At 58.9% G+C, this 21,227-nt stretch carries 15 protein-coding genes and 1 pseudogene; 8 read left to right on the top strand and 8 right to left on the bottom strand.

Annotation, left to right across the window (positions count from 1 at the left end; translation table 11 throughout):
• Positions 1 to 9: 9 nt before the first annotated feature.
• The 3 genes and pseudogenes from ACYZUD_RS31640 to ACYZUD_RS31630 all read right to left on the bottom strand — a co-directional run bounded on the left by ACYZUD_RS31640 (position 10) and on the right by ACYZUD_RS31630 (position 8,890).
• Entirely contained in the window at positions 10 to 2,754 is a 2,745-nt protein-coding gene (locus ACYZUD_RS31640) for a DUF637 domain-containing protein (RefSeq protein ID WP_462021715.1), read from the bottom strand.
• Between the two features lie 274 nt (positions 2,755 to 3,028).
• Positions 3,029 to 7,159 (bottom strand): two-partner secretion domain-containing protein, encoded by a 4,131-nt coding sequence (locus tag ACYZUD_RS31635; protein ID WP_462021714.1) that lies wholly within the window; start codon positions 7,157 to 7,159, stop codon positions 3,029 to 3,031.
• Between the two features lie 24 nt (positions 7,160 to 7,183).
• Positions 7,184 to 8,890, bottom strand: a pseudogene (locus ACYZUD_RS31630) (ShlB/FhaC/HecB family hemolysin secretion/activation protein).
• A gap of 292 nt (positions 8,891 to 9,182) precedes the next feature.
• Here ACYZUD_RS31630 and ACYZUD_RS31625 point away from each other — a divergent pair.
• Positions 9,183 to 9,458 carry a hypothetical protein gene (locus tag ACYZUD_RS31625; protein WP_462021713.1) on the top strand — a complete coding sequence of 92 codons (276 nt, stop codon included), beginning with the start codon at positions 9,183 to 9,185 and terminating at the stop codon, positions 9,456 to 9,458.
• Between the two features lie 72 nt (positions 9,459 to 9,530).
• Here ACYZUD_RS31625 and ACYZUD_RS31620 read toward each other — a convergent pair whose 3' ends face one another.
• Complete coding sequence (locus tag ACYZUD_RS31620) at positions 9,531 to 10,877, bottom strand: DEAD/DEAH box helicase (RefSeq protein ID WP_150745821.1); 1,347 nt, start codon at positions 10,875 to 10,877, stop codon at positions 9,531 to 9,533.
• A gap of 193 nt (positions 10,878 to 11,070) precedes the next feature.
• On the opposite strand from ACYZUD_RS31620, the gene ACYZUD_RS31615 reads away from it, so the two are divergent.
• Positions 11,071 to 12,369 carry a mechanosensitive ion channel family protein gene (locus ACYZUD_RS31615; protein WP_462021712.1) on the top strand — a complete coding sequence of 433 codons (1,299 nt, stop codon included), beginning with the start codon at positions 11,071 to 11,073 and terminating at the stop codon, positions 12,367 to 12,369.
• A gap of 20 nt (positions 12,370 to 12,389) precedes the next feature.
• Here the strand turns inward: ACYZUD_RS31615 and ACYZUD_RS31610 are convergent, their stop codons facing one another.
• The 4 genes from ACYZUD_RS31610 to ACYZUD_RS31595 form a co-directional block, all read right to left on the bottom strand.
• Complete coding sequence (locus tag ACYZUD_RS31610; protein WP_462021711.1) at positions 12,390 to 12,890, bottom strand: MepB family protein; 501 nt, start codon at positions 12,888 to 12,890, stop codon at positions 12,390 to 12,392.
• A complete protein-coding gene (locus ACYZUD_RS31605; protein WP_462021710.1) occupies positions 12,887 to 13,765 on the bottom strand; it encodes a carboxylate/amino acid/amine transporter in 879 nt (292 codons plus the stop codon). Before ACYZUD_RS31605 ends, ACYZUD_RS31610 begins: the two co-directional genes overlap by 4 nt.
• Positions 13,766 to 14,113: 348 nt before the next feature.
• Positions 14,114 to 14,713 (bottom strand): FMN-dependent NADH-azoreductase, encoded by a 600-nt coding sequence (locus ACYZUD_RS31600; protein ID WP_462021708.1) that lies wholly within the window; start codon positions 14,711 to 14,713, stop codon positions 14,114 to 14,116.
• 187 nt (positions 14,714 to 14,900) lie between these two features.
• Positions 14,901 to 15,215, bottom strand: coding sequence for a 3-phosphoglycerate kinase (locus ACYZUD_RS31595; RefSeq protein WP_462021707.1), 315 nt, complete (start codon positions 15,213 to 15,215; stop codon positions 14,901 to 14,903).
• Between the two features lie 49 nt (positions 15,216 to 15,264).
• Here ACYZUD_RS31595 and ACYZUD_RS31590 point away from each other — a divergent pair, with 49 nt between their 5' ends.
• From ACYZUD_RS31590 to ACYZUD_RS31565, 6 genes are all read left to right on the top strand, one after another.
• A complete protein-coding gene (locus ACYZUD_RS31590; RefSeq protein ID WP_150713769.1) occupies positions 15,265 to 16,188 on the top strand; it encodes a LysR family transcriptional regulator in 924 nt (307 codons plus the stop codon).
• Between the two features lie 14 nt (positions 16,189 to 16,202).
• The gene (locus ACYZUD_RS31585; RefSeq protein WP_462021706.1) at positions 16,203 to 17,018 is read left to right on the top strand and encodes an alpha/beta fold hydrolase; all 816 of its coding nucleotides are present in this window, start codon (positions 16,203 to 16,205) and stop codon (positions 17,016 to 17,018) included.
• Positions 17,012 to 17,569: a peptidylprolyl isomerase A gene (locus tag ACYZUD_RS31580; RefSeq protein ID WP_017337032.1), complete on the top strand. Its 558-nt coding sequence runs from the start codon at positions 17,012 to 17,014 to the stop codon at positions 17,567 to 17,569. The genes ACYZUD_RS31585 and ACYZUD_RS31580 overlap by 7 nt, the downstream gene beginning before the upstream one ends.
• 91 nt (positions 17,570 to 17,660) lie before the next feature.
• Positions 17,661 to 19,493, top strand: a complete 1,833-nt coding sequence (locus tag ACYZUD_RS31575; protein ID WP_462021705.1) for an ABC transporter ATP-binding protein — start codon at positions 17,661 to 17,663, stop codon at positions 19,491 to 19,493.
• Positions 19,494 to 19,810: 317 nt separating this feature from the next.
• Complete coding sequence (aqpZ, locus tag ACYZUD_RS31570; protein ID WP_462021704.1) at positions 19,811 to 20,506, top strand: aquaporin Z; 696 nt, start codon at positions 19,811 to 19,813, stop codon at positions 20,504 to 20,506.
• Between the two features lie 226 nt (positions 20,507 to 20,732).
• On the top strand, positions 20,733 to 21,134 hold the full coding sequence (locus tag ACYZUD_RS31565; protein WP_462021703.1) for a hypothetical protein: 402 nt from the start codon (positions 20,733 to 20,735) through the stop codon (positions 21,132 to 21,134).
• Positions 21,135 to 21,227 lie beyond the last annotated feature (93 nt).

Below are 21,227 nucleotides of genomic sequence, written 5' to 3'. Positions count from 1 at the left end.
TTTCGTGGCTTAGTCTTCACTGATGCGATTTTTCTCGGCAAACTCTTTGGCATGCGCCTTGATCCAGTCTTGCTCATCGGCGTGAAGCTGACGGTTGTACAGGGTTCCGTTCTGTGCGACCCACGAACCGATTTGCAGCTTGTTGTTATCGGCATCAGGGTCTTGAACAGCAGTTGCCAGCACTCCAATCAGTTGCGAGTTCATGGCCAACAGTCGATCCCTGTCCTCCTTAGACATGCCGGCATAGGCCGAGGCCAACTTACCGACGAAGGCTTCATTGACTCCTGCCGCCAGGGCCCCAGTCTTGAAATCACCGCCCGCAGCGAGCGAGGCCAGGCCACCCATCACCGCATGCAGGCCGATTTTTGCAAGGCCTCCTTCGGGCAAATCGTTCTGCAGGCCGATATCACCAACCAGGTTGAAACCATAGGCAGCAAACGCATTCACCAGACTGCTTTGCAAGGCATCACCGAGGCTACCATCGCGACCCAATGCCTTATTGAGCAGTGCAGAGGTGCTGTTTTGCAGAGCCTGGTTCGCGGTGAACTGGGCGATACCTCCCAGACTGCTCAGTCCACCGGGACTGGCAGTTACAACCTTGCCCGTGTTCGCCAAAGCTCCGTTGGTGGAGTCAGTCAACGCAGTGCCTGGTTCTGTGCTGGTACTAGTCCAATCGTTGAATATACCGGTAGCAAGTCCCGCCACGGCTCCGGCAACGATGTAGTTTTTCATGCTGTCGGCGCTGAAGGTTTCCTGGAGGGCCGCGCCAAGATTGCCTTTATTGTTGATGGTGCTGACCGCGGCTGTACTGGCTGCGGAGGTGAGCATGGCGGTGAGGGCCGCGTTCGCCCAACCAGCAGCAACAGCTTGCGCCGTTGCAGTCGCCGCGGTTCCGGCGGCGAGTGCCGTACCCGAGCCAGCGGTCGCGCCAGCAACTGACCCCACCATTCCGGAGGCCGCACCGGCTGTGAAGTAGCTGACGATGATGACGATGATGATCATCGCCGGGCCACCCAACCCGGAATGACTTTCATCCCAGCTGTCATGCAACTCTTTAACCCGGCGCCAATCGACATCGCCGCGGGCTTCAGCATCTTTGAGCCAAGCCATGCCCGGGTCAGCTTGCACCATGGCATTGATCGCCTGACTCACGCTCTGTTGGTTGATGTCCTTGATATCGATGTGCAGCCCATCAACCGCTTTGATGATTGTCTGGCCTTTAGCAAAAAGCTGGCTTTGCCGCAGTGTTTCGTCAACCTGGCCTTTGCTCTCCATGCTGGTCCACGCCCAGCTATTACTGCTCTTGTCGTGGCTCTCCTGATGAGAGTCCTTCACCGCTTCGAAGGTGATGCTGCCACCACTGTCGAGGGTCAGGTCCTTACCGCTATCCAGTTTCGCGCCTTGATACAGCTGATCCCCACCACTCACCAGCGTCAGGTTGCCTCCCGAGGTGATTTGACTGCCGATGTATTTGACATCGGTGACTTCGTCCCGCTGGGTTTTCTCAGCGCCAAATGAACCCTTTTTCTTCATGTCGTACAGCGAGTAATCGGTATCTTGTGCCGCGAGGATATCGAGCCTCTCACCTGCCTTCAGATACGCCTCGTCGCCTGCGGTAATCCGGCTGGAGATCACCGCAAGATTTTGACCTGCGTTCAGTTTCACGTTGCCGCCGGCCGTAACGTCGCTCATCACCTGGCTGACATGGTCTTCCTGCATCTTGAGTTTTTTGCTCTTGAACAGAGAATGTTCTTCATCCGCCGCAGAACTGATAGTCAGGTTTTCATCCGCGTCCATGGTGATATTGCGTTTGGCATCGATTTCACTGGCGATGACCGTGATATCGCGGTCCGCCTGGACCGACAGGTCGCGTCCAACGTTGATACTGGAACCCAGCTGAGTGATGTTACTGCTGTTGAATTTGCTGTCCTGAGCCATACTGCTGGTGACTTGCACGGATGAAACGTTGACGTCCCGACCTGCTGTCAGATTCATGTCTCGGCCGCTTTGCAGCGCACCGCCAATAATGTTGACGTCTTGACCTGCCTTTATGGTGAGGTCGTTGTCCGCTTCAATTCGTCCGGCACTATCAACAAAATCCCTTTGCTCTTGCTGTGTGTAAGCACCGCCACTGCTTTGATGCGAGGTCAGGCTGCGCTCGTTGATCACATCGCCATTAATGGTCGAGAGGTTGACATCGCGACCGGCGATAATTCCGCCGGCACGGTTCACCAGATTATTGCCTGCTAACAGATTCAGACGATTGTCTGCCTCGATCAACCCGCTGTTAACCAAGTTGTCCCCTGCAAAAGCCGACAGGTTATTACTGGCTCGCAATGTCCCGTCGTTGATCAGGCTCTCGGAAATCAGGCTGACATCTTTGCCCGCCACCAACGCACCATTGGGCGCCAGGCGGTTATCCGAATGCGCCAGGTACAACACCGGCACCAACACCTGTTCGCCATTCACTTCATGGCTTTCCAGCCAGACGATGTCGTGGGTCAACGCGGCGATCTGTTCCGCCGTCAGGCTCACGCCCACCGCCAGGTTGAGCTGTTGCTTGCTCTGGATGGCGTTGTCCATCAGGTATTTGAACAAGTCCTCGTCGGAAGTCTGGCCGTCGATAAAACGCTGTCCGGTGCGGGCAACGACCGCCTGCTGGATCATCCGTTGTTCGTACAGGCCGTCACCCAGTCGCTTGGCGCTGATGTCGGGGTCAAAGCCGAGGTTGGTCAGCAGGTAGTCCGAACTCATGAATTGCTTGAGGTCGGTGAGCGCCGGGTTGGTTTCGATCAGGTATTTATGCGGTTTGGATTGCGCGGAATTGTCTGGCAGGCCGGCGATCGCCGAAGGGCTGGGCGCCGGCGCGGTGCTGGTGCCTTGAGCGCTCAGGCGGAACAAGCCGTTCGGGCTACTGGGCAAGGTGAAGCCCGGCAAGACCACCGGATTGACCTGCTGCTGAGCGATATCTGGGGGAAGTTGGGGGTTGATGGAGACCGGCGTCGAGTAACCGCTGCCGGCGCTGGTGTCAGCCTGGGTCTGGCCGGCCCCGACATAGGCGTAGAAGGAGCGCACCACGCTGTTGTTGAGGGTCTGGCTCGTGTTGAGGTTGACGTTGCCACCGGCCTGGAGGGTTGCGGCGAAGGATTGATCGCCGTTGGTAACCGTGCTGCTTTGCGCCAGCAGCCCCCCCCATCCAGCCGAGGAACGCACTCAGGTCCGACTCGACCGTAGCCGAAGGGTTCGGGTTGTTCCGCGCATTGAAAGTGTCCGCCAATGCCGCAGCATTCCCGGTTTCGTTGACGAAGCTCCAGTAACGCCGCAGGGTCTGGATTTCCTGGGGTTGCAGCCCCCGGTTGTTGATGGTTGTCGCATTCACCTGCAGGTTGCCGGTGGCCGCCACGGTGCTGCTGGTGTTGTTCAGAATCTGCGTATCGATCAGCAGGTCTGCGCCACTGGTGAGGCTGGACGCGGCACTACTTTTGGTCACCCGCAGGCGGTCGGTTTCGGCGATTTCCCACAGACCGTTGATACGACCGCCACCACGATCGTCGCAACCAGCGACCGGAATCAGGGTGCACGACAAACGGGTAATGCTGGTGGCGCTTTTTTCGTGCTCGGTGTATTCCAGCACGTCCATCACGTTGTTGACCGTGGTCGCGGCGATCGTCATCTGGCCCAGGCTTTCGATGGCGCCTGAACGGTTATCCAGCAGATCGGCCTGAGTCTGGCCGGTGTCTTTGGCGATCAGTACCGAGCCCAGGCTGTACACCTGGGCATAACGGTTGGTGAAACTGGAGACCAGCAGTTGCAGGTTACCGCCACTAAAGATCAGGCCTTGGTCGTTGAGCAAAGCCCCGGTGTTGACGATCAGCTCCTTGCCGCTTCCCACGGTGCCGCTGTTGCTGATGCCGCTTGCAGTCAGTGTCAGGTTATCGCTGGAGGTGATCCGTCCGGCATTGTTCAACAGGGCATCGATGTCGATGGAAGTGTCACCACCCCCGGCGATGCTGGCGGTGCTTTCCAGGTCGAGCCGAGACGCGTGCAGGTCCAGGGTGCCAAGACTGCTGAGACGACCTTTGGCGCTGTAGTTACCCGTCAGGTCAACGCTGATGTCGCCATCACTGCCGATCAGGCCATCGTTGCTCCAGTCGGTGCCCGTACCCTCCAGATGGGTGGCGGCCAGCAGTTGGCCAGTGCCGGTCTGGGTCAGGTGTTTGACGTTAACCGTCAGGCGTTCAGCTTGAATCGAAGTGCTGTTGGTCCAGTCGTCGGCGTCGAGCGTCAGGTCACCTTGAGTGACCAGGCGTCCGCCGACGTCATTAAGATTCGCCATGGAGATGCCAAACACCCCGTTCCCGGCGTGTAGCAAGCTGCCGCCCTGATTCTGAAAACCACTGGCCTCGATACTCAGGTCGGTGTTGGCGGTTTCCAGACGGCCATCGCGGTTATCGAAGGTGCCGCCGATGCTGAACAGGGTTTTGTTGCTGGTCCCCAGAGCGCGCAACTGGCCGCTCTGGTTATCCAGGCTGGCGGCCGTGGTCGTCAGGCTGCTCAGGCTTTCAATGATGCCATTGCGGTTGTTCAGAGCGCCTTGCAGGTCGAGGCCAATCCGGTTGGCGCTGATCTGCCCGCCACTGTTATCCAGATCCTTGGCGCTGACCTGGAGCAGCGTCTTGGCATACAGCCCGCCATCACGATTGTTGAACGTCCCATTGGCGGCGGTTTCGATACTGGCGTCGCCATTCAAGGCCGCGAGGTGGCCGCCGTGGTTGTCGAGGTTGGCCGCCTTGAGCGACAGCTCGCCTTGCTTGGCCACGATCTGGCCGCTCTGGTTGTCGATATTTCCCGACACATTCAGCTGCAGAGCACTGTTGGCCTGTAGCTGCCCCTTGGCATTACCGACGCTGGCGGCGCTCAGTTCCAGATCGGCATTGCGGCTGGCGATCAGTCCTTCGTCGCCATTGTCGACCGTACCGCTGGCGCTGATCAGCAGCTTGTCATTGGCCGCGACGGTGCCTTGGTTTCGGTTGTCCAGGTTGCCGGTCAGCAGGCTGAGCAGCCCTTGACTGGACAGCTCGCCGCCCTGGTTGTCGACGCGGGTGCTGCGCTGGAGCAGCAGCGGACCAACGCCAGACATTCGACCCTGGGTGTTGATCAGGGCGCCGAGCAGGTCAAGGGTGATGGCCTGCTTGCCAATGAATGTTCCCTGGCTGTTATTCAGGTCGGTGCCACTGAACCGCAGGTCGCCCGACGCGTTGACCGTGCCCCCGATGTTGCTCAGCGCCATGGCCTGCAGGATCAGGGTTGCGCCGCTGTCGAGCAAACCGTCGTCGGAGTTGTCGAGCAGCCCACTGACACTGATGGTTTGTTCGGTAGCGCTGGAGACGATGCCCTTGGCGCTGTTGTCGAGGCTGGCCGCGTTGATGGTCAGCGCTTTCTGACTGACCAGCGCGCCAGCCGTGCTGTTGAGTAGCGCACCACTGAGACTGATATCGACATTGCCGCTACGACTGGAAACGGTGCCGCTGTTGCTGTTGTCCAGGCGCGTGCCTTTGATCGTCAGGCCCTGCCACCCAGAGATCAGCCCTGCGTGGTTTGTCATCGTGTCGCTGGCGCTGATGTCGAGACCCATTTCCGCCATCAGCACACCACCGCTGTTGTCCAGCGAGCCCAGGATCAACGTACTGTTGCCCTGGCTGGACACTTCACCCACGCTATTGTTCAGGTGCTTCAGGGTGGCATCGAGCTGCCCCTGGCCTTTGATCAAGCCGCCTTGATTATTGAGGGCCTGGTCCGCCTTCAGGCTCAGGCGATCAGCGCTCAGCACCCGACCCTGGTTCTGGTTATCCAGGGTTGTGGCGCTGACGCTCACTTGACGCCGACCACTCAGGGTGCCGCCCTGATTGTTCAGGGTCTGCTGGGTGTTGATGGTGAGATCGCGGCTGGCAACCACGCTTTTTCCGGCGTTGTTGAGGTCCTGCGCAGTCAGGCTGACATCGCCGCTGGCATTACGACTGGTGTCGGCGTTGACCCCGGCTTCGATGATCCCGTTGTTGGTCAACTGGCCACCGGCACTCAAGGTGATGCTGTCGCGGGCAGCGAGGGTTTGCTGGTTGGTCAGGTTGCCCTGGGTTTGAATGTTGACCGTCGTGCCGGCGTAGACCGCACCCTGGGCGTCGAGACTGACGGCGTTGGCGCTCACGGCACCGGCGGCCGATGTCTGCGCCAGGCTCAGGTGCCCGTTGGCATCGATCTGGATATCACCGGCGCTGGCAGCGAGGTTGCCCGCTACCTTAACGCCCACCCCGGCTTCGGTGCCCACCAGTTTGATCGTCTCAGCGTACATGCCGCCCAATGCGGAAGAGTCGATGGCCAGTTGCGGCTTCGCGCTGCCATCTTCGGCCCGTGCGGTGGCGTTGAGGGTCTGTGCGTTGACGTCGTTGCGGCCGGCGACGATGGTCAGGTTGTTTGCCTGGATCTCGGCGTTGATCTGCGCGCTGCGTGTGATGATTTCAAAGTGGCCGATGTTGTTCGCGTTGAGCCCGGCGCCCTCGATGGCGATGCTGCCCTGATCCACCTGAAAGCGATCGACGCGACCACTGCCATCGAGCACCGGTTTACCGGTGGTCAACGTCACGCGCGGGGTGTTGATAAAACCGCAGCCATTGCAGGTGATGCCATAAGGGTTGGCAACGATGACCCGCGCCGACTGCCCCGCCACTTCGGTGTAACCGCGTAACTGGCTGGGGCTGCCGCCGATGACTTCATTGAGGATGGTTTGTGCCGAGCCGCTGTTTTTCAGGTGCGGGTTGCCGACGATGATGCCGCCCAGTTGCGTGGCTGAGGTTTGGGTGGAACCGTTGTTGAGGATGACCCCTTGGGCACTGACGTTGTAATCATAGAACTGGTTATGGGACACACCACTACCGTTGGGCGTGGCGATGTTGATGATCTGCACGCCGTTGCCGGCTTGATCCAGCGTGGTCCCTGGATTGACGACTGCAATGCCCCCAGCCTGTGCCCACAACGGTTGCCAGAACATGACGTTGGCCAACAGGAACGCCAATCCGCGCTTGGGCATGCCCCAGAAGTGCTCTCGGGTTTTCACGACAGCGGAAGGTTGGCGAGCGAGGAAGAAGAACTGGCGAACGTCCATGTCGGTGATCTCGAAGAACTGTAATTAGAGGAAGAAATCCACGCGGAAATAGATCGGTGCTTCACGCTCGGTCAGGGTGTCCGGGCGTTCGAGGGAATGGGCGAAGGTCACGCTCGCGGCAACATGCTGACCGCGAGCAAACAACTCCACCGAGTTGCTGGACATGCGCCCGTGCTGATCGTCGTTGTAGCGGTCACCGCGTATCACGCCCTGGTCGTAACCGAGGCTGGTGCCGTATTCGGCGAACACTGGGCGCAGCCATTGCAGCGTCACCGGGCGGCTCCAGCGCAGGTCGTTGCGCCAATAACCGCCGCTGTCGCCGGACAAAGATTGATCCTTGTAGCCACGGATCGACGACTGCCCGCCGAGGCTGGTGCGCTGTGGGCTGAACAGCACGTCTTCACTGCGCTGGCCGGTCATCAGGCTGGTGAAACTGAACGACTCGCCCCACAACTTGAACGGCTGCAGATACGTCGCGGTGGCGGTGTATTTGCGATAGCGCGCATCCGGCTCGCCGGGGACGGGATGGCCATTGCCCTGGGCGTCGAAGGCGCCGATGCCTTCCTGCATGCCCAGGTCGAGGTTGACGAATGCACTGCCGATCCGCCGACCATGGTTGATGCCGTATTGCATTTCGCTGATGCGGTTGCTGCTGAACTTGAGTTTGCTGTCTTCGATGAAGTTGTTGGTGCGCAGGTAAGAGAGGCCGGCGCTGAGGGAGGTCTTGCTCACGGCATCGCGGTGGATCACCCGCTCGGCGCGCAACTGATGGTTTTCACTGTCGCCGGTCTGCTTGAAGTTGTAATCATTGGCGGCGATCTGTGAGCGGTACTCGCTCTGGCTGTAGGTGTAACTGAAGTTCCACCAGCCCCACGGCACGTTGTAATAGAGCATCGCGTTGTTGGAGGTGTGCTGGTGATCGGTCATCGCATCGTGACCACCGCGCAGCATCAACTGATCGGCCAGGCCCTACGGGCTGTCCCAGTCAAACGTGGTGCGCCACTGCTGCTCGCCGGTGCTGCGCTGGCCGTCGTTGCTACGGGATAACCCGGCACGCCAGGGCTTTTGCGCAGTGTTCTTGACCAGAATTTCACTGCCGCCGACGTTCTGGCCCGGGGTCAATGCCATCTGCGCCTGATTCGATGGCAAGCGATTGAGCTGATCAACCATCTGCTCGATCTCACGCAGGCTGACCAGATCACCGCTCTTGCCCGGGAAAGCCATGGCCAACTCGCGGTCTGACAGTTGGCTGCCCTGCGCGCCTTTCAAACCTTCGAGCCGCCCCTCGACCACCAGCACCTTCAAATGCCCGCCGGATAAATCCTGCTGCGGCAAGTACGCGCGGCTGGTAACCAGGCCCTTTTCGATGTAGTGGTCGGTGATGGCTTTGAGCAGCTCGTTGAGCTGGATGACGCCCAGACATTGACCGATGTAAGGCTTGAGCAGACGACTCTTCTCGCTATCAGAGAGACTGTCAGCGCCTTTGAGTTCGATGTCCTTGATCGGGAAGCAACGTGTGTCGGTCGGGGCGGCCGGTTGAGTTGGTTTGGCTTCCTTGCCGGGCAATTCCTTGAGCTCTTCGAGACGCCGACGTTGTTCTTCGAGGAGACGATCCTGGCGCTCACGGATCAGGTCGGTTTCCCCTGGCGTCGGGGCGGCGTGAGCAGGATTTAGCGGAGAAAGGCACAGCAAAGCCAGGCACAACCTCGCCCCGAGGGCGGGTGAGTACATGTTCGATCCCTCGAAACAGAGAATGATGGCAAAACAGTGGCGCGATATTAGAGAGCCACCATTCTGGCGTCAAATATTGATTAGGCTCGAAACCGGTACCCGATGAGCGTCATCGCCTGAAGCGGACGGCTCCGGCGAATCGGCGGGAAACCTCTTGGACGGACGCCAGAAGAATCCAAGGGCCGTAGTATATTTCCTAGGACCTGTTTCCCCGTTGCGCAGCAAGCGGAACTTTCACACCCCCGGCAGCCTCAACCGATTAACCGCCCGATACGGAACCGAGGCCCAATCTATGAAAACCCTGCTGAAACTCACCCTCGCCGCCACCCTCGCCTGCGCTCTTCCCACCTGGGCCTGCACCCCCGAGGAAGCCACCGCCAAGCGCGAACAACTGGCCAAGGAAGTCACCAGGCTCACCGAGCAGAACCCGGCCAAAGCCAAAGAGATCAATGATGAATTACAGAAGATGGATCTGGAGACGGCCAGCAAGGATTTGCCGGACAAGTGCCAGTTGATCGATCAGCGTTTGAAGGAGTTGGGATCGGCAGAGAAGAAAGCCGAGAGTTGATCGGTTTAGCCCAATCGCGAGCATAAAAAAACCGGACATTTGTCCGGTTTTTTATTGGGTCGCCAGAACGGCTTATTCAGCAGCCGGCGCTTCCGGTTTGCGGCGCTTGAGCGGAGCCATGCCGTCCTTGCTGACCAGCGACAGGGCGTCGGTCTTCGGGCGGTTGGCGATCTTGCGTTTCGTCGGTGCCTTGGCGCCGGTTTTCTTCTTGTCGCCTTTGGCGTCGACCTTTTTCTTCTTCACGCCAACGGCCTTGCCCGAGGCCTTGACCTTTTTCGGTCCGCCGTAGGTGCCTTTGACTTCCTTGATGGTGCGGCGCTCGAAGCTCTGCTTGAGGTAGCGCTCGACGCTCGACATCAGGTTCCAGTCGCCGTGGCAGATCAGCGAGATGGCCAGGCCATCGTTGCCCGCACGTCCGGTGCGACCGATGCGGTGAACGTATTCGTCGCCGCTGCGCGGCATGTCGAAGTTGATCACCAGGTCCAGGCCATCCACGTCAAGACCGCGAGCGGCGACGTCGGTGGCGACGAGGATTTTCACGCCGCCCTGCTTCAGGCGATCGATGGCCAGTTTGCGGTCTTTCTGGTCTTTGTCACCGTGCAGCACGAACGCTTTGTATTCCTGCGCCACCAGGCGGCCGTAAATGCGGTCGGCCATGGCCCGGGTGTTGGTGAACACGATGGCCTTCTGGTAGGTCTCGTTGGCCAGCAGCCAGTTCACGATCTGCTCTTTGTGCTGATTGTGGTCAGCGGTGATGATTTGCTGACGGGTGGTGGCGTTCAGGTCGCTGACATTGTTGAGCTGCAAGTGCTCCGGATTGTTCAGGACCTTGGCGACCATCTCGCGCAGGCCCGAACCGCCGGTGGTGGCGGAGAACAGCATGGTCTGCTGACGGTTGGTGCACTCTTCCACCAGACGTTGGACGTCTTCGGCAAACCCCATGTCGAGCATGCGGTCGGCTTCGTCGAGCACCAGCACTTCAACTTCTTTGAGGTCGAGGTTGCCGGCGTTCAGTTGCTCGATCATCCGGCCCGGCGTACCGATCAGGATATCCGGCACTTTGCGCAGCATGGCGGCCTGGACCTTGAAATCTTCACCGCCGGTGATCAAACCGGATTTGATGAAGGTGAACTGCGCAAAGCGCTCGACTTCCTTGATGGTCTGCTGGGCCAGCTCACGGGTTGGCAGCAAGATCAGGGTCTTGATGCTGACACGGACTTTCGCCGGGCCGATCAAGCGGTTGAGGATCGGCAAAACGAATGCAGCGGTTTTGCCGCTACCGGTTTGCGCTGTCACCCGCAGGTCACGCCCTTGGAGCGCCAGCGGAATAGCCGCTGCTTGCACAGGCGTTGGCTCGACAAATTTAAGCTCGGCCACGGCTTTGAGCAGGCGTTCGTGCAGGGCGAATTGGGAAAACACGGGTGCTACCTCGAAGAAATACAAAAAAACAGCTGCATAGGGTAACGGTTTCGAGCGCTGAGGCCGAGTTTCTTTATACAAACGGCTGCAAACAGTGGCTTTTTTGTTGCGTCTTTTGTCATCAAACGTCATCCAAAGCGTCTTAAATGCTCTAATCGCCCCGTCGCGTCCTACAGAAGAACCGTTTTTACCCATGGATATCAAACAGCTCTGGCTCAACGCCCAAGACCTTTGGGGTGCCCTCGATCAGCACCCGCTCCTGCATTCCAGCCTGGCGCTGATGGTGTTGCTGGTGATTGCGCTGGTCCTCGGACGAGTGGCGCGCTACCTGATCCTGCACGCGGCCAAATTACTCGGTCGTCAGCCGGCGTTGCACTGGATCAACGACTTTCGACATAACAAGGTGTTTCATCGCCTGGCGCAGATGACACCGTCGCTGGTGATCCAGTTCGGCCTGCACCTGGTGCCGGAGCTGAGCAAGACCAGCCTGATTTTCCTCGGCAACGTGGCGCTGGCGTTCACCATTCTGTTCCTGGTGCTGGCCATCAGCGCCCTGCTCAACGCCCTGCTGGACATCTACGCCCGGACCGAACACGCCCGCACCCGCTCGATCAAAGGCTACGTGCAACTGGCGAAAATGGTCTTGTACGTGTTTGGCGCGATCATCATTGTCGCCACCCTGATCGACCGCTCGCCGCTGTTGCTGCTGTCGGGTCTGGGCGCCATGTCGGCGGTGATTCTGTTGGTCTACAAGGACACCCTGCTGTCGTTCGTCGCCAGCGTGCAGTTGACCAGCAACGACATGCTGCGGGTCGGCGACTGGATCGAGATGCCGCAAGTCGGTGCCGACGGTGACGTGGTGGACATCACCCTGCACACGGTGAAAGTGCAGAATTTCGATAAGACCATCGTTTCGATTCCGACCTGGCGCCTGATGTCCGAGTCGTTCAAGAACTGGCGCGGCATGCAGCAGTCCGGCGGGCGCCGGATCAAACGCAGCCTGTTCATCGACGCCAGTGGCGTGCGATTCATCCGCGATGACGAAGAACTGAAGCTGTCCCAGGTGCATCTACTGACCGACTACATCAGCCGCAAGCGGGCCGAACTCAAGGCCTGGAACGAAGCCCAGGGCAACGTCGCGGCCATGTCGGCCAACCGTCGACGGATGACCAACATCGGGACCTTCCGCGCCTATGCGCTGGCGTATCTGAAAAGCCACCCGGAGGTCCAGCCGAACATGACCTGTATGGTTCGGCAAATGCAGACCACGGCCCAAGGCATCCCGCTGGAAATCTACTGCTTCACCCGCACCACCGTGTGGGCTGATTACGAGCGGATTCAGGGGGATATTTTCGATTACCTGCTGGCGGTGCTGCCGGAGTTTGGCTTGAGCCTGTATCAGCAGCCCAGTGGCGGTGATTTAAGGGCCGGGTTGCTCCCGGCGATGCTGGGCGCAAGCCACATCCCCGAAGCCGAAAAATACATCATGTAACACCCACAGGGGTTAGGTGTCTATTTTCCAAAGAGTCGGCACACCTGAACCGCGTCGGCGCTCCCGTTCTGTTCAAGTGTGAGGAAATACTTCAGCTGCCATTGCTGCGTCCTGATCGCCTGTTTTGCGACAGGTCTGGCCCAGGGCGGATAGACGCGAATTGCGCGCTTGCCACCGTCACCGTCAATCGACATGACCCCTTTGGCAGCCAGTATCTTCTGGTCGAACACGAACTGCCCACAGTGCGTTTCATCAGCAACGCTCACCACCACAAAGGCAACCCCATCGCCGGTGTCGAGCGGTGCAATCTCGCTGTCCGGCGTCGGCCGCTTCCACAGCGTGACGAACTGGCCGATCTTGGTCGGCGTGGTTTTCGCCACACGGTAGACAATCGTCTGGCCATCGAGGCCAAAGCGACAGGCGCCGTATTCGGCGCTCTCTTCCTCGCGCTGAGCCTCATCCGTCAATGTCATGCCTGCGGGCTCGTAGATCTGCTCGATGGCGGCGATAAGATCCATCATTGCCGTTCCTGCACCGGCTTCGCTTCTCGTCTGACACCCAACCGACTGATCCACACCGCCATCAGAATCACCGAGCCACCCAGGAACAACCGCCCCAGTTCTTCATGCTGGTTCCAGATCAGCAGATTGATCAGCAACCCCACCGGCACATGCAGGTTGTTCATCACCGCGAGCGTCCCGCCGTTCACCAGGCACGCGCCTTTGTTCCACCAGTACAACCCCAACGCGGTCGAGACCAGGCCGAGGAATAGCAGCACGGCCCATTGCAGCGGCGCTTCGGGCAGGAAGTTCTGTTTACCGAACAGCAGGAACGCCGGCAACGCTACCGCCAATGCGCCAAGGTAGAAGTAACCGAAGCGCCGGTAATGCGGCAGGTCGCTTGGATGGCGCGCCACCAAGTGCTTATAGAGCACCTGGCCGGCGGCATAGGTGAAGTTGGCCAGTTGCAGCAACAGGAACCCCATGAAGAAATCCGGGTTGATCCGGTCGTAGCGAATCACCGCCGCGCCCATCACCGCCACCAGTGCTGCCACCAGGGCCCACGGATTGAAGCGCCGGTTCAGCGCATCTTCGATCAGGGTCACGTGCAGCGGCGTGAGGATGGTGAACAGCAACACTTCCGGCACCGTCAGCACCCGGAAACTCAGGTACAGGCAAACGTAAGTCACGCCGAACTGCAATGCGCCGATCAACAGCATGCCGCGCATGAACGCCGGCTCAACCGAGCGCCAGCGGGTCAACGGGATGAACACCAGTCCCGCCAGCACCACTCGCACCAGCACCGCAAAGTAACTGTCGACATGACCGGCCAGGTATTCGCCGATCAGACTGAAGGAAAACGCCTGGATCAGCGTGACAAAAAGTAGATAGCCCATGCTCGCCTCGTTTCGAATGGCGGCGACGATAGCGGTTTTTGCTTTTCACCGCTAATCGTCAGGCAACACACAAATCCACTGTGGGAGCGAGCCTGCTCGCGAAAGCGGAGTGTCAGTCAACATCAACATTGAATGGTAAATCGCTTTCGCGAGCAGGCTCGCTCCCACAAGGGGCTTGTGTTTGCGCACACCAAATCGCAGGCAAAAAAAAGCCCGATCTCGCTAAAGCGTTCAATCGGGCTACAGCACTCAGGAGCAACAAGTGCAAAGGGAGGTCGATGCGCGTACAGGCTTGAAGGGTTGCGCCAGGTCACTAGACCATCCAGCGATTATCTGGCGATTAACGGGTCAGGCGACCTGGGAAAGCCTGGCGTTGGCCTGGTTCAGGCCTTTCTCCTGGAAGTCACCGCCCAGGTTCATGCCTTCGGCGTGGATGAAGGTCACGTCGTGAATCCCGATGAAACCCATGACCTGACGCAGGTAGGGTTCCTGGTGATCCGCCGGGCCGCCGGCGTAGATCCCGCCGCGAGCCGTCAGCACGTAAGCGCGCTTGCCGCTGAGTAAACCTTGCGGGCCGGTGTCGGTGTATTTAAAGGTCACGCCGGCACGCAGCACATGGTCGAGCCAGGCTTTAAGGGTGCTCGGGATGGCGAAGTTGTACATGGGAGCGGCCATGACCAGCACGTCGGCAGCCAGCAATTCGTCGGTCAACTGGTTGGAGCGTTCCAGGGACGCCTGCTCGATGTCGTTGCGCTGTTCGGCAGGTTTCATCCAGCCACCCAGCAGATTGATGTCCAGGTGTGGCACCGGGTTGACGGCCAGGTCACGGACGGTGATCTGGTCGTTCGGGTGAGCGGTTTTCCACTGGCTGATGAAGGTCTGGGTCAGTTGACGGGAAACCGAGTCTTGCTGACGGGCACTGCTTTCGATGATCAGAACGCGGGACATGGGATGTAGCCTCCATCTGAGAATGCTGTAAGTCGATGGAGTGAAGGTTAAACAGAGTCATATCGATGAAAAAGCGCAAATAACTGCTACAACCCATCAATAAATTCGTTTATAAGCGGAGCATGCCCTGTGTGGCGAGGGGGCTTGCCCCCTCGCCACACAGGCTCGCTCTCACAGGGTTGTGGAATCATTTCGGGGTGCAGGTCAGGTTGATGCGCATCTTGATGATGGTCCGGGTGAACTTGGCGGTGGCGTTTTTGTGTTTGCCGGCGGGCACTTCGATCGTGCGGGTGCGCGGCGCTTCCGGGCCATTGTTGAAAACCACTTTGCAGACCGCGTCGGTGGTGCCGTAGTTGTTCACCTGAATGGAGGCGATGTCGGCGTCTGTGTCAAAGGCGTTGTAGTCAATGCTCAAGCCGTTCAGCTGTTTTTGAACATCGATAGGATAGGCAAACGCAGTCAGTGGCAGCATCGCCAGCACCAAACAACAGAATTTTTTCATTCAGCAGTCTCCAATAAGGACTGCCAGCTTAGGACAAGAGGAGCTCAACATGAAAGCGCCCCGCGTGACGCTTGATCAATGGCGAACGTTACAGGCCGTGGTCGACCACGGTGGTTTCGCCCAGGCCGCCGAAGCGCTGCACCGTTCGCAATCGTCGGTCAGCTACACCGTGGCACGCATGCAGGACCAGCTCGGTGTGCCGCTGTTGCGCATCGACGGCCGTAAAGCGGTGCTGACCGAAGCCGGTGGCGTGCTGCTGCGCCGTTCCCGGCAACTGGTGAAACAGGCCAGTCAGCTGGAAGACCTGGCCCATCACATGGAGCAAGGTTGGGAAGCGGAAGTGCGGCTGGTGGTCGACGCCGCTTACCCGAGCGCCCGCCTTGTCCGCGCCTTGACGGCGTTCATGCCGCAAAGCCGTGGCTGCCGGGTGCGTCTGCGCGAAGAAGTGCTGTCGGGGGTAGAGGAAGTCTTGCTCGAAGGCGTGGCCGACCTGGCCATCACCGGTTTCAGCATTCCCGGGTATCTGGGTGCGGAACTGAGCGACGTCGAATTCGTCGCCGTCGCCCATCCCGAGCATGCCCTGCATCGCCTGAACCGCGAATTGAATTTCCAGGATCTGGAAAGCCAGATGCAAGTGGTGATCCGCGACTCCGGTCGCCAACAGCCACGGGATGTCGGCTGGCTCGGCGCCGAACAGCGCTGGACCGTCGGTAGCCTGGCCACCGCCGCGACTTTTGTCAGCAGCGGCCTGGGTTTCGCCTGGCTGCCCCGGCACATGATCGAACGGGAACTCAAGGAGGGTACGCTCAAGCTGCTACCGTTGGATCAGGGCGGCAGCCGTAATCCAAGCTTCTACCTGTACTCGAACAAGGACAAACCGCTGGGCCCGGCCACGCAGATCCTCATCGAACTGCTGCGCACCTTTGACACCGCGCCGCTGGATGCCCCTTTCGCCGCCCCTGAACAAGCCTGACAAGGAGTGAATGCATGGCCTATTTCGAACATGAAGGTTGCAACCTGCACTATGAGGAATATGGCCACGGCACGCCGTTGCTGCTGGTCCACGGGCTCGGTTCCAGCACCCTGGACTGGGAAAAGCAGATCCCGGCGCTGTCCGCCCGTTACCGGGTGATCGTGCCTGATGTGCGCGGCCACGGGCGTTCCGATAAACCCCGCGAGCGCTACAGCATCGCCGGGTTCAGTGCCGACCTGATTGCCCTGATCGAACATTTGAACCTCGGCCCAACACACTATGTGGGACTTTCGATGGGCGGCATGATCGGCTTTCAACTGGCGGTGGACCAGCCACAACTGCTCAAGAGCCTGTGCATCGTCAACAGTGCGCCCGAGGTCAAATTGCGCAGCCGCGACGATTATTGGCAGTGGTTCAAGCGCTGGAGCCTGATGCGCGTCCTCAGCCTGGGCGCCATCGGCAAGGCCCTGGGCGGCAAGCTTTTCCCGAAACCTGAACAGGCGGACTTGCGACAAAAAATGGCCGAACGCTGGGCAAAAAACGACAAACATGCTTATCTCGCCAGCTTCGATGCGATTGTTGGCTGGGGGGTTCAGGAACGACTTTCGAAGGTGTCCTGTCCAACCCTCATCGTCAGCGCCGACCGTGACTACACGCCGGTGTCGCTGAAAGAGACTTACGTAAAACTGCTGCCCGATGCGCGGCTGGTGGTGATCGCCGATTCACGCCACGCCACCCCGCTGGATCAACCCGAACACTTCAACCAAACCCTGCTCGAGTTTCTCACCGCAGTCGACACCACCACACTCAGGATTACTGACCCATGCTGAAAAAAATCGCCCTCGTCGCCGGCTCCGTTCTGTTTGCCGCCAACCTGATGGCCGCCACGCCCGCCAAGGCGCCGCACGTTCTGCTGGAGACCACCAACGGTCAGATCGAAATCGAACTGGACCCGGTCAAGGCGCCGATCAGTACCAAGAACTTCCTTGAGTACGTCGACAGCGGCTTTTACAACAACACGATCTTCCACCGCGTGATTCCTGGATTCATGGTCCAGGGTGGTGGTTTCACCCAACAAATGCAGCAGAAAGAGACCAAGGCTCCGATCAAGAACGAGTCCAAAAACGGCCTGCATAACGTCCGTGGCACGCTGTCCATGGCCCGTACCTCTGTGCCGGATTCGGCCACCAGCCAGTTCTTTATCAACGTCAAGGACAACGACTTCCTGGACCAGGGCGATGGCTATGCTGTCTTCGGTAAAGTCGTGAAAGGCATGGATGTCGTGGACGTCATCGTCAACTCGCAAACCACCACCCGTGGCGGCATGAAAGATGTGCCTGCCGACCCTGTGTTCATCAAGTCGGCCAAGCGCATCGACTAAGACCAGAATACACAGGGAGTGTTGAGCGGCCGCCGGTATCCGGCGCCGCTCATATCGTTTAAAGGAGAGCCCGTGCGCGGGCGGAGAACAGATGCTTTATCGCCGTTTTGAGAAACTGATCGACATATTCCGTGACGCCCCGACGGCGGCTCCGCCCGATCGTGTTCTCCCCTTCTATACCTATTACCTGAAGCAGGTCTGGCCGAGTTTCGCCGCCCTGCTGATCGTCGGCCTGTTCGGCGCGCTGATCGAAGTGGCGCTGTTCAGCTACCTGAGCCGCATCATCGACCTGGCCCAGGGCACCCCGAACGTCAATTTCTTCAAGGAACACGGCAGCGAACTGGCCTGGATGACCGTGGTTGCGCTGATCCTGCGCCCGGTGTTCGTCGGCCTGCATGACCTGCTGGTGCACCAGACCCTGAGCCCCAGCATGACCAGCATGATTCGCTGGCAGAACCACAGCTACGTGCTCAAACAGAGCCTCAATTTCTTCCAGAACGACTTTGCCGGGCGCATCGCCCAACGCATCATGCAGACCGGCAACTCGTTGCGCGATTCGGCCGTGCAAGCCGTCGACGCGCTCTGGCATGTGGGGATCTACGCGATCAGTTCGCTGGTGCTGTTTGCCGAAGCCGACTGGCGCCTGATGATCCCGCTGCTGACCTGGATCGCCGCCTACATCGGCGCCCTCTGCTACTTCGTGCCACGGGTGAAAGAGCGCTCCGTGGTGTCTTCGGATGCGCGTTCCAAGCTCATGGGCCGGATCGTCGATGGCTACACCAACATCACCACGTTGAAGCTCTTCGCCCACACTAACTTCGAGCAGCAATACGCCAAGGAAGCCATCGAAGAACAGACCGTAAAAGCCCAACTGGCCGGCCGCGTAGTCACCAGCATGGACGTGGTCATCACCAGCATGAACGGCTTGCTGATCGTCAGCACCACCGGCCTGGCGCTGTGGTTGTGGACGCAGTCGCTGATCACGGTCGGTGCAATTGCCCTGGCCACCGGCCTGGTGATCCGCATCGTCAACATGTCCGGCTGGATCATGTGGGTGGTCACCGGCATCTTCGAAAACATCGGCATGGTCCAGGACGGTTTGCAGACCATCTCTCAACCGGTCAGCGTCACTGATCGCGAGCAAGCCAAACCGCTGACAGTCGCCCGTGGCGAGGTGCGTTTCGAGCACGTGGACTTCCACTACGGCAAGAAGAGCGGAATCATCGGCGACCTCAACCTGACGATCAAACCCGGTGAAAAAATCGGTTTGATCGGCCCGTCCGGTGCCGGCAAATCGACCCTGGTCAATCTGCTGCTGCGCCTCTATGACGTGCAGGGCGGGCAGATCCTCATCGACGGCCAGAACATCGCTGAGGTCGGCCAGGAAAGCCTGCGCGAGCGCATCGGCATGATCACCCAGGACACGTCCCTGCTGCATCGCTCGATCCGCGACAATCTGCTTTACGGCAAACCGGAGGCCACCGATGCAGAGCTGTGGGAAGCGGTGCACAAGGCCCGTGCCGATGAGTTCATCCCGTTGTTGTCGGACTCCGAAGGCCGCACCGGTTTCGATGCGCACGTCGGCGAACGCGGGGTGAAACTGTCCGGTGGCCAGCGTCAACGGATCGCCATCGCCCGCGTACTGCTCAAGGACGCGCCGATCCTGATCATGGACGAAGCCACTTCGGCGCTGGATTCGGAGGTTGAAGCGGCAATCCAGGAAAGCCTCGAAACCCTGATGCAGGGCAAAACCGTGATCGCCATTGCTCACCGGCTCTCGACCATCGCCCGAATGGACCGGCTGGTGGTACTGGAAAAAGGCAAGATCGCCGAAACCGGCAGCCACGCCGAACTGCTGGCCCATGGTGGGTTGTATGCACGGTTGTGGCAGCACCAGACGGGCGGGTTTGTCGGTATCGATTAATTTGAGTTCACCACCAACCCTGTGGGAGCAAGCCTGCGCGCGAAAGCGGTGGGTCAGGCAGCATTGATGTGGAGGCCCCTCCTTCTTCGCGAGCAGGCTCGCTCCCACATGAGTCCTGCTGTTCCCGAAGGACAGCGTTCAACACAAAAAACCGCCACAACCCGCCAACCACGGGCTCTGGCGGTTTTTTCATGGTCACTGGAAATCCACCAAAACCCTGCTGTAATCAGCCAAGGTTCTGGAGATGAGCCTGTCGTAAATCTGCAGGATGCATTACTCGATACAGTCTCGATAGCTCGCCTATCAAGGAAGATCTCATGTCTCTGTTCAAACGTTCAGTCACTGAGTTGTTAGGTACGTTCTGGCTGGTGTTGGGGGGGTGCGGCAGTGCGGTCCTGGCCGCGTCTTCTCCGCTGGGGATCGGGGTGCTTGGCGTGGCCCTGGCGTTTGGTCTGACGGTATTGACCATGGCGTTCGCCATTGGCCATATTTCCGGCTGCCATCTCAACCCCGCCGTGTCAGTCGGCTTGTATGTCGGCGGTCGATTCCCGGCCAGGGAACTGCCCGCCTACATCATCGCCCAGGTGATCGGCGGGATTATCGCCGCCGCGTTAATCTACTTCATCGCCAGCGGCAAGGAAGGTTTCGATGCCGCCAACGGACTGGCCTCCAACGGCTATGGCGAACACTCCCCCGGCAAGTACTCGATGGTCGCCGGTTTTGTCTGTGAACTGGTCATGACCGCGATGTTCGTACTGATCATCCTCGGTGCCACCGACAAACGCGCCCCCGCTGGGCTGGCACCGATCGCCATCGGCCTGGCCTTGACGCTGATCCACCTGATCTCGATTCCCGTCACCAACACCTCGGTCAACCCGGCCCGCAGCACCGGCCCGGCACTGATTGTCGGCGGCTGGGCCATCGCGCAATTGTGGATGTTCTGGGTCGCACCGCTGCTGGGTGCAGTGGTTGGTGGTGTGACATATCGGTGGCTAGGCAAGGAAGGCAGCTGATACTTGGTGAGGTGGGGATCTGATTTGCCAGCAGAACAAATCAGATCCCCACCTTCATTGATAACTTTAGAAGTCCCTCATTCTTTGCAATCAGCACAATCAGATACAACCCCGCCCTTACTCCCTCCAGAAAAGAAAGTTACTCTTTCAACGCAACAATGCAATTCAGAACAACCAAATAAAACAAGCACACAAACAACAAAACCAACCAGCAAAGGATTGCTGCATGAACAACCTAAAATCAATCATCATCCTTACTTTTCTGAGCCTCGGACTTTTTCATGGAAACGCTCATGCAATGGACATTCACGAATATATTAGAATCGAGTCTGCGAAAATTGAACATGAGTACAACTGCACCATCAACGGCAAGGAAAGCAGCTTTACTGCCAAAATACGCGACCCACAGGAAGTAGCGCGAGAACTCACTGAAGCGCTGTCTGCAACAAATCCAGTGACCTGTGTGAGACCAAAGTATGAATATGCCTGTTTCTTCCCCGAAAACAAAAACGTCCCGCTCTCCGGTAGTGTGACTTTCCCTTACTGGTCTAATGAGCCCACACTGGAGAAATTCAAAAGCTCCGAAACAGGTAAAAAACTTCACAACTGTCAGGGAGCGTGGTGGTAATTACAAAGCCTATAAAGTCACCCACATAAAAACTGTAAAATTTCAGCGCCCCATATAACAAACGAGCCTTATTGCAGCTCAATACATAGATCG

It is taken from the genome of Pseudomonas sp. XS1P51 (genome assembly GCF_054897845.1).
Note: the sequence above shows the minus strand (reverse complement) of the source record. Positions and strands in the feature narration are given on the sequence as shown.

Excerpts from the sequence above, each read along its gene's own strand:
- ACYZUD_RS31625 (WP_462021713.1), top strand. The coding sequence starts at position 9,183 with ATGAAAACCCTGCTGAAACTCACCCTCGCCGCCACCCTCGCCTGCGCT.
- ACYZUD_RS31575 (WP_462021705.1), top strand. The coding sequence starts at position 17,661 with ATGCTTTATCGCCGTTTTGAGAAACTGATCGACATATTCCGTGACGCC.
- aqpZ (WP_462021704.1), top strand. The coding sequence starts at position 19,811 with ATGTCTCTGTTCAAACGTTCAGTCACTGAGTTGTTAGGTACGTTCTGG.
- ACYZUD_RS31635 (WP_462021714.1), bottom strand. The coding sequence starts at position 7,159 with ATGGACGTTCGCCAGTTCTTCTTCCTCGCTCGCCAACCTTCCGCTGTC.
- ACYZUD_RS31610 (WP_462021711.1), bottom strand. The coding sequence starts at position 12,890 with ATGATGGATCTTATCGCCGCCATCGAGCAGATCTACGAGCCCGCAGGC.
- ACYZUD_RS31590 (WP_150713769.1), top strand. The coding sequence starts at position 15,265 with ATGAAAGCGCCCCGCGTGACGCTTGATCAATGGCGAACGTTACAGGCC.
- ACYZUD_RS31600 (WP_462021708.1), bottom strand. The coding sequence starts at position 14,713 with ATGTCCCGCGTTCTGATCATCGAAAGCAGTGCCCGTCAGCAAGACTCG.
- ACYZUD_RS31615 (WP_462021712.1), top strand. The coding sequence starts at position 11,071 with ATGGATATCAAACAGCTCTGGCTCAACGCCCAAGACCTTTGGGGTGCC.
- ACYZUD_RS31605 (WP_462021710.1), bottom strand. The coding sequence starts at position 13,765 with ATGGGCTATCTACTTTTTGTCACGCTGATCCAGGCGTTTTCCTTCAGT.
- ACYZUD_RS31585 (WP_462021706.1), top strand. The coding sequence starts at position 16,203 with ATGGCCTATTTCGAACATGAAGGTTGCAACCTGCACTATGAGGAATAT.
- ACYZUD_RS31595 (WP_462021707.1), bottom strand. The coding sequence starts at position 15,215 with ATGAAAAAATTCTGTTGTTTGGTGCTGGCGATGCTGCCACTGACTGCG.
- ACYZUD_RS31640 (WP_462021715.1), bottom strand. The coding sequence starts at position 2,754 with ATGAGTTCGGACTACCTGCTGACCAACCTCGGCTTTGACCCCGACATC.
- ACYZUD_RS31565 (WP_462021703.1), top strand. The coding sequence starts at position 20,733 with ATGAACAACCTAAAATCAATCATCATCCTTACTTTTCTGAGCCTCGGA.
- ACYZUD_RS31580 (WP_017337032.1), top strand. The coding sequence starts at position 17,012 with ATGCTGAAAAAAATCGCCCTCGTCGCCGGCTCCGTTCTGTTTGCCGCC.